Source organism: Paraburkholderia phenazinium (assembly GCF_900142845.1).
GTDB lineage: Bacteria > Pseudomonadota > Gammaproteobacteria > Burkholderiales > Burkholderiaceae > Paraburkholderia > Paraburkholderia phenazinium_A.
In genome coordinates this window covers 2,435,117-2,451,800 of the sequence record NZ_FSRU01000002.1, presented here as the reverse complement: position 1 = coordinate 2,451,800, position 16,684 = coordinate 2,435,117, and the positions used below count along the sequence as shown (strand labels likewise).

At 65.7% G+C, this 16,684-nt stretch carries 15 protein-coding genes; 6 read left to right on the top strand and 9 right to left on the bottom strand.

Annotated features, from left to right (window positions below; translation table 11 throughout):
- Positions 1-42: 42 nt before the first annotated feature.
- Complete coding sequence (locus BUS12_RS27930) at positions 43-1,479, bottom strand: NYN domain-containing protein (protein WP_074301747.1); 1,437 nt, start codon at positions 1,477-1,479, stop codon at positions 43-45.
- Between BUS12_RS27930 and BUS12_RS38440 the strand changes: the two genes are divergently transcribed.
- Positions 1,478-1,792: a hypothetical protein gene (locus BUS12_RS38440; protein ID WP_143788480.1), complete on the top strand. Its 315-nt coding sequence runs from the start codon at positions 1,478-1,480 to the stop codon at positions 1,790-1,792. The genes BUS12_RS27930 and BUS12_RS38440 overlap by 2 nt on opposite strands.
- Positions 1,793-1,851: 59 nt before the next feature.
- Complete coding sequence (locus BUS12_RS27925; RefSeq protein ID WP_074300607.1) at positions 1,852-3,360, top strand: purine-cytosine permease family protein; 1,509 nt, start codon at positions 1,852-1,854, stop codon at positions 3,358-3,360.
- 112 nt (positions 3,361-3,472) lie between these two features.
- Here BUS12_RS27925 and clpP read toward each other — a convergent pair whose 3' ends face one another.
- Positions 3,473-4,123 (bottom strand): ATP-dependent Clp endopeptidase proteolytic subunit ClpP, encoded by a 651-nt coding sequence (gene clpP, locus BUS12_RS27920; RefSeq protein WP_074300606.1) that lies wholly within the window; start codon positions 4,121-4,123, stop codon positions 3,473-3,475.
- A gap of 227 nt (positions 4,124-4,350) precedes the next feature.
- Between clpP and BUS12_RS27915 the strand changes: the two genes are divergently transcribed.
- Positions 4,351-5,268, top strand: coding sequence for a sigma-70 family RNA polymerase sigma factor (locus BUS12_RS27915; protein WP_074300605.1), 918 nt, complete (start codon positions 4,351-4,353; stop codon positions 5,266-5,268).
- Here the strand turns inward: BUS12_RS27915 and BUS12_RS27910 are convergent.
- The 3 genes from BUS12_RS27910 to BUS12_RS27900 form a co-directional block, all read right to left on the bottom strand.
- Positions 5,224-6,498 (bottom strand): EAL domain-containing protein, encoded by a 1,275-nt coding sequence (locus BUS12_RS27910; RefSeq protein ID WP_074300604.1) that lies wholly within the window; start codon positions 6,496-6,498, stop codon positions 5,224-5,226. The two genes, BUS12_RS27915 and BUS12_RS27910, sit on opposite strands and share 45 nt — an antisense overlap.
- Positions 6,499-6,755: 257 nt before the next feature.
- Complete coding sequence (mdtD, locus tag BUS12_RS27905) at positions 6,756-8,216, bottom strand: multidrug transporter subunit MdtD (protein WP_074300603.1); 1,461 nt, start codon at positions 8,214-8,216, stop codon at positions 6,756-6,758.
- A 79-nt stretch (positions 8,217-8,295) separates the two neighbouring features.
- Complete coding sequence (locus BUS12_RS27900; protein WP_074300602.1) at positions 8,296-9,708, bottom strand: aminotransferase-like domain-containing protein; 1,413 nt, start codon at positions 9,706-9,708, stop codon at positions 8,296-8,298.
- Between the two features lie 185 nt (positions 9,709-9,893).
- Between BUS12_RS27900 and BUS12_RS27895 the strand changes: the two genes are divergently transcribed.
- A complete protein-coding gene (locus BUS12_RS27895; protein ID WP_074300601.1) occupies positions 9,894-10,214 on the top strand; it encodes a DUF2917 domain-containing protein in 321 nt (106 codons plus the stop codon).
- 70 nt (positions 10,215-10,284) lie between these two features.
- Here the strand turns inward: BUS12_RS27895 and BUS12_RS27890 are convergent, their stop codons facing one another.
- Positions 10,285-11,514, bottom strand: a complete 1,230-nt coding sequence (locus BUS12_RS27890; RefSeq protein WP_074300600.1) for a citrate synthase family protein — start codon at positions 11,512-11,514, stop codon at positions 10,285-10,287.
- Positions 11,515-11,641: 127 nt separating this feature from the next.
- On the opposite strand from BUS12_RS27890, the gene BUS12_RS27885 reads away from it, so the two are divergent.
- Positions 11,642-13,042, top strand: a complete 1,401-nt coding sequence (locus BUS12_RS27885) for a CoA transferase (protein WP_074300599.1) — start codon at positions 11,642-11,644, stop codon at positions 13,040-13,042.
- A gap of 107 nt (positions 13,043-13,149) precedes the next feature.
- On the opposite strand, the gene BUS12_RS27880 is transcribed toward BUS12_RS27885, so the two are convergent.
- The gene (locus BUS12_RS27880) at positions 13,150-13,896 is read right to left on the bottom strand and encodes a GntR family transcriptional regulator (protein ID WP_074300598.1); all 747 of its coding nucleotides are present in this window, start codon (positions 13,894-13,896) and stop codon (positions 13,150-13,152) included.
- A gap of 193 nt (positions 13,897-14,089) precedes the next feature.
- On the opposite strand from BUS12_RS27880, the gene BUS12_RS27875 reads away from it, so the two are divergent.
- Entirely contained in the window at positions 14,090-14,935 is an 846-nt protein-coding gene (locus BUS12_RS27875; RefSeq protein ID WP_074300597.1) for an aldo/keto reductase, read from the top strand.
- Positions 14,936-14,954: 19 nt separating this feature from the next.
- Here the strand turns inward: BUS12_RS27875 and BUS12_RS27870 are convergent, their stop codons facing one another.
- Together BUS12_RS27870 and BUS12_RS38985 are read right to left on the bottom strand one after the other, a co-directional pair.
- The gene (locus BUS12_RS27870) at positions 14,955-15,431 is read right to left on the bottom strand and encodes a hypothetical protein (protein WP_074300596.1); all 477 of its coding nucleotides are present in this window, start codon (positions 15,429-15,431) and stop codon (positions 14,955-14,957) included.
- A 250-nt stretch (positions 15,432-15,681) separates the two neighbouring features.
- Positions 15,682-16,488 (bottom strand): hypothetical protein, encoded by an 807-nt coding sequence (locus tag BUS12_RS38985; protein ID WP_074301746.1) that lies wholly within the window; start codon positions 16,486-16,488, stop codon positions 15,682-15,684.
- Positions 16,489-16,684 lie beyond the last annotated feature (196 nt).

Sequence of the window (16,684 nt, the reverse complement as noted above, 5' to 3'; positions counted from 1 at the left end):
TTGGGCGGCGCGGCATCGAAGCAGCGCCGCCAACGCGCAGGATCACTCAGCGTCCGAGGTCGCCGCCGTCTTGCGCGGCCGACGGCTACGCGTCGTCGATTTGCGCGCGGTCTTGCGGGCAGCCGGCTCTTCCGCTGCGGCTTGAGCGGGGGCTTCCTGTGGCGCTTCATTGACCGACGCTGCTTCAACCGCTGGCGCCGCGGCCTTCTTCGTTTTCTTGGCTGCGGGCTTGCGGCTGCCACGTCCCGTGCGACGCGTCTCCTGCGTTGCCGGCGTTTCCGGCGTGCTAGCCGGCAACGCCTCAGGCAACGGTTCCGGATCGAACGTGAACATCGCGGGTTCGGCCGCAGCTTGCTCCTGCTCTTCGACTGGCTCGTCGTACGCAAAAGGAGAGCGGCCGCCGTGATTGCGCTGGACTTCAGGCTCCTCGGCCAGCGCTTCCGGCTCGTCGTGGCTAGCCACCGGTTCTGCGCGCACCGGCTCGGCCGGCAATTCGCGGCCCGTCTTGCGGTTGCTTCGGCCGCGACGGCGTGTGTCATGCTTGTGGCCTGCGTCCGCCGGTTGGGCCGGTTCCGCCACCATGCTCTCCTGGCTCTGCTCCGCCGCTTCGCTCACCGATTCACTGACGGTCGTCGCAATGGCGGCCGTGCTGCGATACACGTACGCGCCGGATTTTTCGTCGCGGCCGAATTCGAGCAAGCCGCGCGCTTGCGCTTCTTCAAGCAGATTGCCGAAGGCGCGAAAGCCGTAATAGGTTTCGTTGAAGTCGGGCTTGCGCCGCTTGATGGCGTTTTTCAGCACCGAGGCCCAGATCTTGCCGCTGTCGCCGCGCTCGGAGGCGAGCGCATCGAAAGTCTGCACGGCGATTTCCACTGCCTTGGTGCGGCGCGACTCCAGGTCTTCCTTGGGGCGTTTTTCTTCGTTCGGCGCGCGTTTGGCGGCGGCGGCCGTGGGCTGCTGCGCGGGACGTGCGGTCTCGCGCTTCACGACGGTCCGCTGACTTTCGCGCACGAGGTCGTCGTAGAAAATGAATTCGTCGCAGTTCGCGATCAGCAGATCGGACGTGGATTGCTGGACGCCGACGCCGATCACCTGCTTGGCGTTTTCGCGCAACTTGGAGACGAGCGGCGAGAAGTCGGAGTCGCCGCTAATGATGACGAAGGTGTTGACGTGCGATTTGGTGTAGCAGAGATCGAGCGCATCGACGACGAGGCGGATATCCGCCGAATTTTTGCCGGACTGGCGCACGTGCGGAATTTCGATCAACTCGAAGTTGGCCTCGTGCATGGTGCCCTTGAAGCTCTTGTAGCGCTCCCAGTCGCAGTACGCTTTCTTGACGACGATGCTGCCCTTGAGCAGCAGCCGCTCGAGCACCAGCTTGATGTCGAACTTCTCGAACTTCGCGTCGCGCACGCCAAGGGCGACGTTTTCGAAGTCGCAGAACAGCGCCATGCTGATGGTTTCGTTGGATGACGCCATGTATTTCTCCAATGAGGCAACCGTCGAACTCGACGGAATCGCGACCATGATAGCGACTCCTGCGACGGGTTTACAGCTTTGTGCGCGCGAGTACTTCCCGGCAAAGCAAAACGCCCTCGATTTCGAGGGCGTTGCCGCAGCTCCTCCTGCGCACCCTCGGCGCAATACATCGCCGCAGATCAAAGTAAACGTGCCGAGTTTGTCATTCATTTCTGACTTTTGGCCGCTTACAACTACTCCCGTCGCTGGATTTGCAGAATCCGGCGCCATCCATGCAAGCGGAGCAAAGCGCGCCCGCAGCCCTCGCCGCTAGCGACGGGCCGGCGGTGTTACTGAGTAGAGTTGGCGGGACAAGCAGGGGACAGGTTCACCATGAATCAACCAGAAGCGATCAACGTCGCCGGCGGCGGCGCGGGCATCGAGGTCGAGAGTCGCTCGATCGACTACATTCCCGAAACGGAGCGGCATGCGCGCCTCGGCAGCCAGGGGCCGTTCTGGTTCCTCGGCAATTTCCATTTCTTCACGATCTCGATCGGCTTCGTCGGTCCGGGCATGGGCTTGTCGGCCGGGTGGACCACGCTCGCGGGCGCGCTGGGGATCATGTTCGGCACCGTCTTCATGGCCTTCCACGGCTCGCAAGGTCCGGAGATGGGGCTGCCGCAGATGATCCAGTCGCGCGCGCAGTTCGGCTATCGCGGCGTGATCCTCGCGCTGCTCGCCACGTTATTCGTGTTCGTGGGGTTTAACGTCGTCAATGTTTCGCTGATTACCGACGGCCTCAAACACGTATTCGGCCTCGACGCGACAGTGGCCGCCGTGGTGGCGATTCTCGCCGGCGCGTTGCTGTCCATTTACGGCCACGATCTGATGCACAAGGCCTTCAAGTGGGCCCTGATCGTGACGTTGCCGCTGTATGCGCTGGTGACGCTGGCACTGATGTTCGGCGCCGGCCACAGCGCTTCGGCCACGACCGCCGCGGCGCCCGCACCGGCGCTCGGCTTCAGCTGGATTGCCTTTGCGACGCAGTTTGCGATCGGCGCCAGCTACAACATCTCGTATGCGCCGTACGTGTCCGACTACTCCCGCTACCTGCCGAAGCACACCAGCCGCCGCAAGCTGATCGCCGCGATCTTCCTCGGCGCGTCGCTGTCGGGAGCGTGGATGATCGGCCTCGGCGCCTGGCTCGCGCAGCAACTGAAGGCCGAGGATGCGCTGGTGGCCTTGAATCAGGTGGGTTCGTCGATGTTGCCGGGTCTCGGGCATGTGATCGTGATGGTGTCGGTGGCGGGCTTCTTGCCGATCATCGCGCTGAACACCTATAGCGCGATGTTGACGCTGCTCACCGGCGTCGATTCGATCCGCAAGGTCAAGCCGACGCGCCGCGCCCGTGTGATGTCGATCATGGCGATCAGCGCGGTCGTGCTGTTCTGCGTGCTGGCGATCAAAGGCAACGGCATCGCGCTGCTCAATACCTTCCTCGTGCTGATGCTTTACTTCCTCGTGCCGTGGACGGCGGTCAATCTGGTCGACTACTTCTTCGTACGCAAAGGCCGTTACGCGATTCCGCATTTCTTCACACCCAAGGGCATGTACGGCGCCTGGCAGATGCGTGGGATTGCTGCGTATATGATCGGGTTCGCTGCGATGGTGCCGTTTTTCTACGTGTACGACGCCGAAGCGCAGAAAGAGGTGTTCGTGGGCTACTTCGCGCGGCTGCTGGGCGGTGTGGATATCGCGTGGCTGGTTGGGCTGATTGTGTCCGGTGGCGTGTACTGGTTGCTGAGCCGCTCGCTCGATCTGCAGGCCGAGGAAAAAATCATTCGGAGTATGAAGGAAAGCGATTTCGCGGCGATCGCGCAGCGCGTGCAGGACGAGCGGTGAAAGCGGCTGGTGTGGCGTGTGAGCGCTGCTGCGCCGCTGGCGAATGCTCGGCCAACGCCAACGCCAACGCCCGCGGCCCAGCTCCCGCCCGCATTGAAGCGATGCTGCAACCTCAGCTCATATTGCGGTCCGCTTCAACAACCCCCAGCGCGTCGCGGCTCAGCAGCACGTCGTCAATCAGACCATAGGTCTTCGCATCGGCCGCCGACATGAAGTTGTCCCGGTCGGTGTCCTTCACGATCTGCTCGACGCTGCGCCCGGTATGCTGCGCCATCAGCGCGTTCAGGCGCTCGCGCTGATACAGCACCTCCCGCGCCTGGATCTCGACATCGGCGGCGGTGCCCTGGCTGCCGCCCGAGGGCTGATGAATCATGATCCGCGCGTTCGGCAGGGCGTAGCGCTTGCCCTGCTGGCCGGCGGTCAGCAGAAACGTCCCCATGCTGGCGGCAAAGCCCGTGCAGAGCGTCGACACTTCCGGCTTGATGAACTGCATCGTGTCGTAGATCGCGAGGCCGTCGTAGACCGAGCCGCCCGGCGAGTTAATATAAAAAGAAATATCCTTGTCGGGATTCTCGGACTCGAGAAACAGCAACTGCGCGACGATCAGGCTCGCGGACTGCTCGTTCACCGGGCCGACCAGAAACACAATGCGCTCGCGCAGCAGCCGCGAAAAGATGTCGTAAGCGCGCTCGCCGCGCCCGGACTGTTCGATGACGGTGGGCACGAGGCCGAGGCCCGTGAAGGAAGGGGGACTGGAATGCATGCGCGCCTCGTTTGCGGTTGGATGAGCGGACAACAACCCGGCGCCGCTGTGGGCGCGAGTGTCTGTCCACATGACGAAGGCGCGCGCCGAGGTGTGACAGGAAAATATTTGCACCGGCCTGTCACACCAGGCGGCGTTCAAACGTCTACGTAGAGAGGATGCGAGCTGCCGCGCCAGTCATGATTTCGGCCCGCGTGGCTTTCTTCACGTTTCTGGGAGCATCACGAATGACGGAACAGGGAATCGACAAGGCCTCCGCCTTCGAGGCCGCCCGAGCGAGGCTCGTTGCGCTGGCCTACCGCATGCTGGGCAGCCGTGCGGAAGCCGAAGACGTGGTGCAGGACGTCTGGCTCAAATGGCATCTCGCCGATACCCGCCAGGTGCGCACGCCGCTGGCATGGCTGACTACCATCACGGCGCGCCTCGCTATCGACCGCTTGCGTCATCTGCAACGGGAGCGCAACGCGCGCGCCGCCGGCTGGTTGCCGGAGCCGTGGCTTGACGAGCTGGCGCCGTCGGCGGAGGAATTGGCGCTGCGTTCGGCGGAGATGTCGTATGGACTGATGCTGTTGCTCGAGCGGCTCAAGCCCGATGAACGGGCTGCCTTTGTATTGCACGAGGCTTTCGATTGCGACTATGCGGAGATTGCCAGGATACTGCAGCGCACGCCTGCGGCTTGCAGGCAGATCGTGCATCGCGCGAAGACGCGTTTGCAGCGTGAGGGCGCGCCTTTGCAGCGGCCCGATCCGGCGGCGCATGCGCGACTCGTCGAACGTCTGCGGGCGGCGCTGGAAACACAGGATCGGGCTGGGCTGGTGCGTCTCTTTAGCGACGCGCCGGAGATCGTCAGCGACGCGCCTGTGCACGCGATGTGCGCCACGCATGCCGAACTGTTGTCGATCGACGGCATGTTGGGAATCGCATTGCTGAACCAAGGCGAAATCGCCGCGCTGCTCGATGTATCGACGAGCGGCGGCCGGATCGTAGCACTGCGCATCGTCACTCATGCCGCGCATCTGCAGTCAGTGCAACACCGCTACGGCTTGCCCGCAGTCGTGTGCCTGCTCAACACCATCCGCATGCGCAAGCCGCTCAGCACCTCAGTTACGGTGTGCAGCGACTTCCCAGTTGATGTCGACGCATAGCACCTGCATGCCGTGCGGTGTCTGCGCGGCAATCGACGCCGTCACGCAAAGGTGTGCTTCGTTGATCGACAGATAGGGCGGCGTCAGATGCACCTGCCCTGGCGTTCGCATCGCGCCGATGAAATACGGCCGACGCTCCCAGCTCGCGCCTTCCGAATGCAGCAGCGGGCGAAACCGCTTGGCGCGTTGCGACGCGCGTCCGGGCGGCAGCACGTTGTCGCCGATCTGCCGGCCGGAGCCGTCCAGCACGAAGCAGCGAGCCGTCTCGCCGAGCGAAAGCAACGGCGCGGTGGCATGAGCGACCGATTCGCCGGCCACCAGTTGCGCACTGGCCGTCTCAAGTGCCTTCGCATACGGCGCGAGCCGCGTAGCCTGGGTCCGTTCGCGCGCCGCCACACGCTCGCGCAGCGCGGCCGACAACGCATCCATCAGACCCGCAGCCGCCTGCGGCTTCACCGGTTCCACGCTCGGCCCCGCGAAAAACGCCCCCTGCACGAAATCCACATTGCATTCGAGCGCGATCAGCGCGTCGCGCTCGGTCGAGAGGCCGCCCATCAGCACCAGTTGCCCGGACTCGTGCAGCAGCGAGACGAGCCCCGGCAGCACGCGTTCGATATGCGAATGCTCGCTCGCCTGCGCCAGAATGCAGCGGTCGAGCGTGACGATATCGGGCCGCAGATTCCAGACCCGATCGATGTTCGAATGCTTGGCGCCGAACCCGTCCAGCGCGATCAGAAAGCCCGATTTACGCAGCGCGTCGACGATCTCCGCAAAGCGCGTCGTCTCGCCACCGGCCTGCTCCGACACCTCGAGCACCACGCGTTGCGGCGGCAGACCGAGCGCTTTCAGCCCGGCGAGCAGCGCGTCGCCATAGCTGGTGTCCATCAGTGCCGCAGGATGCAGGCTCAGGAAGAGCCATTCGTCGTGGCTGTCGAACGCGTTGAAATTGCCCAGATGCAGCGATTCGGCGAGCCGCCCGAGTTCCAGCAGATCGCCGCGCCGTGCGGCCTGGGTGAAGACTTCGTGCGACGGCACCTGCAGCGCATGTTCGTCATGGGCGCGCAGCGAGGCGTGATAACCGATCGCGCGCCGGTGCGACACGGAAAACACCGGCTGAAACACGCTGAACACCGTGTAGCCGCCGTACAGGACGGTGCGCCGGGAGCCTTCGTCGCCCGCCATGGGACGCGGCGGCTGGAAGCCGGGAGGATCGAGTTCGATCATGCTCATGATGTGTCAGTCGTGTGAAGGGTGGCGGCGTAGCTGGCACGCATAAGAGGCAAGTTTACAGGATAGGCGAGCAAGAACCGTGCAAACGCCGGAATTAGGCTTCGCGCGTTGTCAACCACTCATTGTGCGCCGGTATGCGCGCTGCGGCTATGCGGCGCACAGCCGTGGTGCGCCGCGCGCCCTGTTGCGGGTCGGGCGAACTGCCGCGCAGGAGCGCCGGAAGATCTGCTGCGACGACTCGCGCCGCGCTTGACGCCTCAGTTCCGTTCGGACGGATCGGTCTTTTTCGCGGTGCTGCGGATGTCCGCCGATAGCTGCGCAAAGATCCACGACGAGCAGGACGTGATGATGCCGACGCACAGGAACGTCGCGTGGAAGGCCGGCAACGAATTGGCTTCCGTCACCTTGTGGATCAGCCCGGTGAAGGTCGTCAGCAAGGCGCCCGCGACGGTGACGCCGAGGCTCATCGAGAGCATCTGTACCAGTGAAAACAGGCTATTGCCGCTGCTCGCGCCGCCGGTGCCGAGATCCTTCAGCGTGAGCGTGTTCATGGCGGTGAACTGCATCGAGTTCACACCGCCGAAGAACGCCAGTTGCACAAGCCGCAGCCACAGCGGCTGGCTGGCGCTCGTCAGCGAGAAGCTCGCCATGGCGAGGCCGACCAGCACGGTGTTGGTCACCAGCACGCTGCGATAGCCGTATTTTGTGATCAGCCGCGTCGCAAGACGTTTGGAGCTCATGCCGGCCGCGGCCACCGGCAGCATCATCAGGCCGGCTTCGAAGGCGCTGTAGCCGAGGCTCACCTGCAGCAGCAAGGGAATCAGATACGGCATCGCGCCGCTGCCGATCCGCGCGAACAGGTTGCCTAGCAGACCGACGCTGAACGTATTGATCTTGAACAGATCGAGCGGGAACAGCGGATGTGGCTCGCGCACCGCATGCAGTCCGTAGGCGACGAAGCAGGCGAGGCTCAGGATCAGTAGCACGAGCACGGTGGCTTGCTGGATGCCGAGTTCGGTGCGGCCGTCGAGCGCGAACGAGATCGCCACCATGCCCACCACCAGCAGCACATAGCCCTTGATGTCGAACCTGGCGGTATCGGGGTTGCGGCTGTCCTGCATGAAGATGAAGGTCGCAATGCAGCCGACGATGCCCACCGGCACATTGATCAAAAAGATCCAGTGCCACGAGGCGATCTTGACGAGCCAGCCGCCGAGCGTCGGGCCAATCAGCGGTCCGATCAGGCCAGGAATGGCGACGAAGGCGAGAGCCGGCAGATAGCGTTCGGCGGGGAAGGTCCGCAGCACGGCGAGGCGCCCCACCGGCAGCAGCATCGCACCGCCCACGCCCTGCATGATGCGGTAAAGCACCAGTTGTGTCAGCGTGTGCGAGTTGGCGCACAGCAGCGAGCCGATGGTGAACACCAGGATCGCGCTGAAGAACACCTTGCGCGTGCCGAGTTTGTCCGCGAGCCAGCCGGACACCGGGATCATCACCGCCATCGTCAGCGAGTAGGCGATCACCACCGATTGCATGCGCAACGGCAGTTCGCCGAGACTCGTCGCCATCGCCGGCAGCGCTGTATTGACGATGGTGGAGTCGAGCGTCTGCATGAAGAAACCGGTGGCCACGATCCACAGCATCACGGTGAGTGAGCGTGCGGTGGGCTGAGCGGCGGGGGAGGCGGGTGTGACGGCGGCGTTCGGCGGATTGGACATGGAGGGCGGCTGCTCACGCGTACCGGACGGGCTGAGGAGTGCCCATTTTAGGGAAATCCGCGTGCCCGTGCAGTGTGGTTTACGGGGTGAGCTTTGCCGCCGCCTCGAAGAAGGCCTGCGCTCGCGGATCGCCGGCATACGCGGCGTTGATGCGGATCCACGGGCTTACCTCGGCGTTTGGCCGGAAATAGCTGCCCGGCGCGACGGTGACGCCGAGCGGCGCGCCGCATTCGACCAGCCGTGTGGAGTCCTCGACATGCGGCACGCGCGCCCACACGAACTTGCCGCCGAGCGGCGTTTCGAACACCTCCCAGCCGCTTGCTTCGAGTGCCTGGACGGTCGCGCCGAGCGCATCGCGCATGCGCCGGCGGAGCCGTTCGAGGTACTTGCGGTAGGTGCCGCGCTCGAGCATCGCCACGGCGACGGCTTCTGCAAAGCGCGAACCGCCGATGCTCGTCAGCATCTTGATGTCGGCGAGATCCTTGATGGTCGCGTGGTCGGCGACCACCACGCCGATTCGCAGCGACGACGACAGCGTCTTCGACAAGCCGCCCACATAGATCACGTGCTCGAGCTGATCGAGCGTCGCGAGGCGATCGGTGAGCTCGGTCTGGAAGTCCGCATAGATGTCGTCTTCGATGATCTTGAAGTTGTATTCGCGGGCGAGTTGCAGCAGCCGGAACGCGACGGGCGGCGAGACGATCGTGCCGGTCGGGTTGTGAAACAGCGTGTTGATGAAGAACGCCTTTGGCCGGTGCAGGCGCAACTGCGCTTGCAGCACCTCGAGATCCGGGCCGTTGCGGGTGCGGGGAATGCCCACCAGCTTTACGCCGTGCAGCTTTAGCAGACCGAACAGGTTGTAGTAGCCGGGATCTTCGACAAACATCGTGTCGCCGGCTTTCAGCATGTAGCGCATCAGCAGGTCGAGCCCCTGGCTCGCGCCATTGGTGATGAGGATCTGCGAGGCGTCGGCCGCGATGCCGAGTTGCCCGAGGCGGCTTTGCAGATGCTCGCGCAGCGTCGGGTTGCCGAACGGCGTCGTGTAGTCGACGAGGCTCGCGGGGTCCACCCGCGAGACGTGGCGGATCGCATGGCCGAGGCCGTCCATGTCGCGCCATGCTTCGGGGATAAAGCCGCTGCCGAGCTTGAGCGTCTCGCCGGGGTGGTTGAACTGCTGCAGGATGTGGACCGCTTCTTCTTCGGCCCGGCGCGGGTCCGAAATGCCTTGCGCGCCGCTCAGGCTGCGGTGCCGCTCCGCGACGAAAAACCCCGAGCCGTGGCGCGAATCGAGGTAGCCGAGCGAAACCAGCCGGTCGTATGCCTCGATCACCGGGAAGCGGCTCACGCCGTAGTCGGCGGAGAACTGACGGATCGACGGCAGCCTCGCGCCCGGGTGGGCGGCGCGCGAGCGGATCCACGCGGTGACGCCGGTGACGATCTGCTCGGTCAACGGGACGCCGCTGTCGCGGTTGAGTTCGATTTCGAGTTTCATGAGGTCGCGCGCCTAAACGCCTGTGAACCGTGCCTTTGGATCCTGCGGATGGATCCGGCTGCGGTCAACTGTCAGGTTTTTCAACTGCACAGTTTCGTGGAAACTGTTCGTAACTGTGCATGGGACTTCCATGATCGCACGGCAATAATCAAGTCAACCAGAAAAGCCGTTCAAGGAGCAATGCGATGCGTGAAATCCGTACTTTCGAACTCGATCATGGCGAGCCGGCAGCCGCCTGGCGTGTCACGCAGGCGCTCACGCTGCAGGTGATGGCGGGCGAGGTCTGGCTGACGGTGCAGGGCGATCTGCGCGACTATTGGCTGTCCGCGGGCGAGACCTTCGACCTGAAGCGCGGCGAGCAGGCGTGGGTCAGCGCGGGTCCGGGCAGTGCAAGGCTTGCCCTTGCGTTTGCGAGCGGCTCGGAGGGCGTGCAGATTCGCCCCGCTGCGACACGGGCGTGGCAGTCCGTCCGGAGTCTGATGCCGCGCTGGCTGCAGACCATCTGAAGGGCGGGAGCGTCGGACGAGCAACCAGGCTGCGGCGTATCTCCGTCAGCCGGCCTGCTCATCGTTCTGCTCATCGGCCTGCTTCGTACTCCCCAATGTATCGCGCGCGCGGCCGGATCAAGCGGCCGTCCGCGCTTTGTTCCATGGCGTGCGCGATCCAGCCCACTACCCGGCCGACCGCGAACAGGGTGAACGCGGCGCCGGCGGGCAAGCCCAGCACGCGTTCGATCGCCGCCAGCGCGTAGTCCAGATTCGGCTCCGTACCGGTCGTCTCGCGCACTCCACGGGCCAGTGCATGGACCTCGGCAATTGCCGAGCGCGCCGGCGCGCATTCCGTCAGCACATCCAGCAACACGCGCGCACGCGGATCGCCGTCCGGATACAGCGGATGCCCGAAGCCGGACAGCACCGCGCCGTAGATGCCATGCTCGCCGGGGTTGAGACGGGTGGCCAGAAAGCGATCGAGATCGGGCGCGCGGGCGGCTTCGTCGAGCACGGCGGCGGCGCGTATCGACTCGCCGCCATGACGCGGGCCCGATAACGCCGCAAGACCGCCCGCCACTGCGCCGAACAGATGGGTCCCCGTCGACGTGATGCAGCGGACCGTGAAGGTCGAGGCGTTCAGTTCATGATCCGCGCAGGCGACCAACGCCGCGCGCAACACGCCGATTTGCTGCCGGTTGCGGATACCCCAGGCGGCGGCGAGTTGCCGGTGCATCGGCTCGTTCGACGGCGCCGCCGAGATCAGCGCCGCCGCCAGCAGACGCATCACCGCGCACGCCGTGTCGAGTTGCGCATCTCGGCCTTGCGCCCAGACACGCGGCATTTGCGCCGCGGCGGCTGGTAGCAGCACCAGCGCGCGGTCGAGCGGCGTGCTGTCGCTCCACAGCTTGAGCCATGCGGACCACTGTGCCGCGCCAAGCAACGCCGGCGCTGCTTCGCTCAGGCGGCGCGGGCTGCATTCCCATAGCAGCGCCGCCACTTCCTCGAGCGAGGCCGTGCGCGCCAGTTCCACCGCGTCGCGGCCGCGATAGAACAGGTGGCCGTCGGCGATCAGCGTGATGGACGATTCGAGCACCGGTACGCCCCAGTCGAGCACCTTCTGCGCCACCTTGCCGGCGCGCTTGCCGTCTGCCTTGCGGCGCGCGAGCCGCCGCACTTCGGCCGCGTCATAGAGCCGGTGCTTGCCGTGCGCATCCGGCGCCGAATGCAGCATGCCGCGGCTCACATAGGCATAGAGCGTCGGGACGCTGATGCCGAGCAGGGCGGCGGCTTCGGTTGCGGTGAGCTGGGTGGACATGGATATAAGCGGGCGAGAAAACCGGAGAAATCAATATATATTGATTATCTTAATCAAGATTGATCGAAGCGGGGTGAAATTCTAGACTGGCTTGGCAGGCCTCTCTCCACCTTCACTACGATTCGCCATGACACCTCATCTCGCACTCGATCATCTCTGGACCGCGGCCGGTTGCGACACCGCCGCGCTCGACACCGTTTCGCTGACGGGCGAAGACCCCGGCCTGCCTTCGATCTACCGCGTCGGCACGCTCGCCAGCGCGACGATCGCCGCGACGGGTCTCGCCGCCGCCGAATGCTTCCGCCTGCGTACCGGTTGCCGGCAACGCGTCGAGGTCGATATGCGGCGCGCACTGGCGGCGTTTCGCAGCGAGCGCTATCTGCGCGTGAACGGCGGGCCGCCGCCGGCGCTGCGCGATCCCGTGATGGGCTTCTACGCGACACGCGATGGCCGCTGGATTCAGTTGCACACCAATTTTCCGCATCATCTGGCGGGCATCCTGAAGGTGCTGGGTTGCAGCAACGATCGCACGGCGGTCGCCGAGGCGATTCGCGGCTGGGACGGCACGGCGCTCGATCAGACGCTCGCCGACGCCGGCCTGTGCGCCGCGTTGATCCGCTCGCCGCGCGAATGGGCCGCGCACGAGCAGGCCCAGGCCATCGCCAATCTGCCGCTCTTCGAAATCATGCGGATCGGCGATGCGCCGCCTGAGTCCGCCGGGCGTGGCGGCGTCGATCGGCCGTTGGCCGGCGCAAGGGTGCTCGACCTGTCGCGCATCATCGCGGGGCCGGTGGCGGGACGTGCGCTTGCGCAGCATGGCGCGCAGGTGCTGATGATCAATGGTCCGCACCTGCCGAACATCGAGCCGCTCGTGATCGACAACGGCCGCGGCAAGCGCTCGGCGACGCTCGATCTGCGCGACGCCGCGGGCCGCGAGCAGTTGCGTGGCCTGGCAGCCGATGCCGATGTGTTCCTGCAGGCCTACCGGCCGGGCACGCTCGCCGCGCGCGGCTTCGCGCCGGAGGCGCTGGCGCAGGTGCGTCCCGGGATCGTGTGCGTGTCGATTTCCGCGTATGGGCACACAGGACCGTGGGCACAGCGCCGGGGCTTCGACAGCCTCGTGCAGTCCGCGAGCGGCATTGCGTGGACCGAGAGCCGCGCGGCGCATAGCGACGAGCCGAAGCATCTGCCGTGTCAGGCGCTCGACCACGCCACCGGCTACCTCGCGGCGTTCGGCGCGATGGTCGCGCTGGCGCGCCGCGCCACGGAGGGCGGTAGCTGGCATGTGCGCGTGTCGCTGGCGCAGACGGGGCGCTGGCTGCAATCGATGGGACAGATCGAGGACGGTTGGCGCTCGCCCGAGGTCACGTCAGAGGATGTGCAGGACTGCACGGAAACCGTCGATTCGCCGTTCGGCACGATTCGCGGGACCTTGCCCGCTGAGCGTCTGACGGAGACGCCGGCGTTCTACGGCAGGCCGCCCGTGCCGATCGGCACTGACGCGGCCGTCTGGGCGGAACAGGAATAGGCGCGGACGGCAGGCGGGCGTGCAGCACGCGCCGGGCAGCGCGGCAGCGCGTCGAGTCGCCGTGCCCCGACTGCGCTTGCGCGAACCTGCGCGGCTCGCCCTGCGAACTACTTGCGCAGCTCCGCGACGAAATCGTAGTAATCGTTGCGGCAATACGTGTCGGTCAATTCGATCGCGCGCTGGTCCGCGGTGTAGCCGACCCGCGTGATCAGCAGCAGCGCTTCGTTCGGTGCAATGCTCATCTGCTGCGCAATCTCGTCGCTCGCGTTGACCGCGCGGAAATGCTGCAGCGCGCGCACGATGCCGAGGCCACGTTGCTCGAGGTAGCTGTACAGCGAATCGCCGATCGCCTGCGGATCGGGAATCACCGCGGCCGGGAAGGTCGAGTTTTCCACCGCCATCACGATGCCGTCGGCCAGCCGCAGACGCCGCAGGCGCGTCACCGCGGCCGCCGGCGACAGGCCGAGTTGAATCACTTCATCGCGATTGGCCGGCACGATCTCGCGCGAGATCCATTCGGAGCTCGGACTGAAACCGCGCCGCCGCAGCATTTCGCTGAAGCTCGACAGACGCGAGAGCGGGTCTTCATAGCGCGGCGTGATAAAGCTGCCCGCCCCCTGGGTACGGCGGATCAAACCCTGTTCGACGAGCAGGGCAATCGCCTTGCGCGCGGTGATCCGCGAGACGCCGAGCGCGTCCGACAGCACACGTTCGGAGGGTAGCGCCTCGCCTGCGTTCCAGCGGTTTTCATGAATCGCGTTGCCGAGCTTGCGAGCGAGTTGCAGATAAAGCGGCGTATCGTTTTCCGGGTCCGGGCGCAGGTCGCGCCAGCGGTCTTCCGAGGCAGAGTTCATGGGGCAGACGCAAGAAGGGCAAGCGGCAATTCTATGACATCGGCGCGCTGCGTTATAGCGGGCTTTTGCCTGGGGGCCGATTTGACAATTCGCGAGCAGCTAAACTGGGCAGATAACTGGCTATCGGGCATCCGCAGCAGGCCCTCCGCCTCCGACCCTCCGTAATTGACCCTTCGCACCCCAAGGAGACAACATGTCGACCGCCATCGCCACTGTGAGCTTGCCCGACGGCGAGCGCATTCCGAAGCTCGGACAGGGCACCTGGGAGATGGGCGAGCAGCCCGCGCGCCGCGCTAGCGAGATCGCGGCGTTACGCGCCGGCGTCGAACTGGGCATGACGCTCATCGATACCGCCGAGATGTACGGCGACGGCGCGACCGAAAGCCTGCTCGGCGATGCGCTCGCCGGACTGCGCGAGCGCGTTTTCCTCGTCAGCAAGGTCTATCCGCACAATGCCAGCCGGCGTGGCGTGCAGGCGGCCTGCGAGCAGAGCCTGAAGCGCCTGAAGACCGACCGGCTCGACCTGTATCTGCTGCACTGGCGCGGTTCGGTGCCGCTCGAAGAGACGGTCGAAGGCTTCGAGGCCTTGCGCCGGGCGGGCAAAATCCGTCACTGGGGCGTCAGCAACTTCGACACCGACGATATGGAGGCGTTGATCGCCGCGCCGGGCGGCGACGCGTGTGCGACCAATCAGATTCTCTACAACGTCGCGCGGCGCGGTGCGGAATTCGATCTGTTGCCATGGCTCGCCGCACGGGACATGCCAACCATGGCGTATAGCCCGGTGGATCACGCACGCTTGCCGAAGCGCTCGCCGCTCGACGACATCGCCGATGCGCGCGGCGTCTCCGTGTTTCAGGTGGCGCTGGCGTGGGCGCTGCAGCAGCCAGGCGTGTTCGCGATTCCGAAGGCAGGGCGCGTCGAGCACGTGCGCGACAATCATCGCGCGCTCGAACTGCAACTGGATGCCGGCGAACGCGCGGCTATCGATGCGTACTTCAGGCCGCCGCGCAGCAAGCGCCCGCTCGAAATGCTGTGAGGCTCGAGGCCGGCTGCGCTCAGTTGCAGGCGTGATGCAGATGGACCGAGCCGAGTACGGCGACTTCGGCGGGGGTGCGTTTGAGGGACTCTTCGTTGACCTGAGCAGCGTCGCCGACGAAGTCGTCGACGATCGATGCAACCGGCACGTTGCGCAGACACAAGGACACGCGTTGGGTTTCGTTGGCCGGCAGCGAGGCGCGCTGACCGAGGAACAGCACGCCGTATTGATAGCCGTGGATGATGCCGCGTATCGCGCCGACGCATTGGCCCTCGGCGACGTTATCGGCCTTCTGCTTGCAGACCTGCATCAGCGACCAGGCGGAAAAGGATGGATCGACGGGAGGGGCGGCCTGTTGTTGCGCGGCCTGCTGTGCCGCCTGCTGTGCCTGCTGATCCGCCGTTTGCGCGTGTGCCAGCGTGGCGAAGCCGAGTGCTGCTGCCATCAGCAGGCCGGTGGCTGTTCGCGCTGCGGTGCGGGGGACATGTGCTTGCATGTTGAGGTGCCCTCATTTCGAACGTTGAATCTGGTATGAGGGCGTTGCCGCTGTTTGGTTCCAGCCGGTTTGACGCGCATGGGGTTTGCGTCGATCCGGATGTATGTGATGGCTCGTCATCGGCCCCGGCCTGGGCGGTGACGCTCGACCGGGGGATCGAGACGTCACCGCCTGCACTTGCCGGGAGGGGCTGCCGCGACGGAGTACGGCGTGCGGTAGGGAACGGCTCGGGGGCGCCGTTCCCGTGGATCTAGTGTCCGTTACCGCCGTTGCCGTTACCACCGCCGTTGCCGCTTCCACCCTTGCCTCCGTGACCGCCGCTGCCGAAGCCTCCGCCAAAGCCGCCAGGACCGCCACCGAAGCCACCCGCAGGACCGCTGCCGCAACCGCAGCCGCTGCCCATGCCACCGCCAAACCCGCCGCCGGGTCCGCCGCCATGACCACCACTGCCGGGGCCACCACCGCTGGGACCACCGCCGCTGGGGCCACCGCCGCTGGGGCCACCGCCGCTGGGACCGCCACCGCTGGGACCACCACCGCTGGGACCACCACCGCTGGGGCCACCGCCGCTAGGACCGCCACCGCTGGGGCCGCCACCACTAGGACCACTACCACCGCCCTTCGCGCCGCCACTCGGGCCGCTGCCGGCGCTAGCGCCAGCGCCACCCGACCCTGCACCGGCATTGGCGCCTGCGCCACCAGCACCTGCGCCCGCACTCGCCGCGCCGGCACCCGCGCCGCCAGGTCGATGCGACGTGCAGTTCCCGGACTCGGTGTTACGGCACTCCTGAACCGAGAAGATCGTCGCGACATCGTCAGCCATGGTGGTTGCATAGGCTGCCTCGCCGGTCGCGGACGGGTCGTCCTGCGCGAGTTGGGTCGTCGCGGCCGCACCGCTGGCGGGCAACGGAGCAGCCGCTGCAACCGCCGGCTTCATGCCGCTTACCGACGAATCCGCGTAGGCCGCATGACAGGCCAGCAACCCCGCGCCCGCAGCCAGTACAGTCACTCCTCTGGCTATCCCGTAGTAGTACTGATTTAATCTTATGGTCTTCATTACTTCTCTCCCGAGGAGGCGCCAGCTCCTCGTCCGCTGCCGTCTCTCACGCCGTTTCGTCCGCGAATGGCCTGTTGCGTTGCGGGCCTCATCGCTCCCCGAGTTCGCTTTGCGCGCCACGTGCCACTGCATAACGCACGCGATGTGCGCGGAACGCTGTCACCGTTCTGCCGATCGTTGGTGGCTCCGGCTCGTG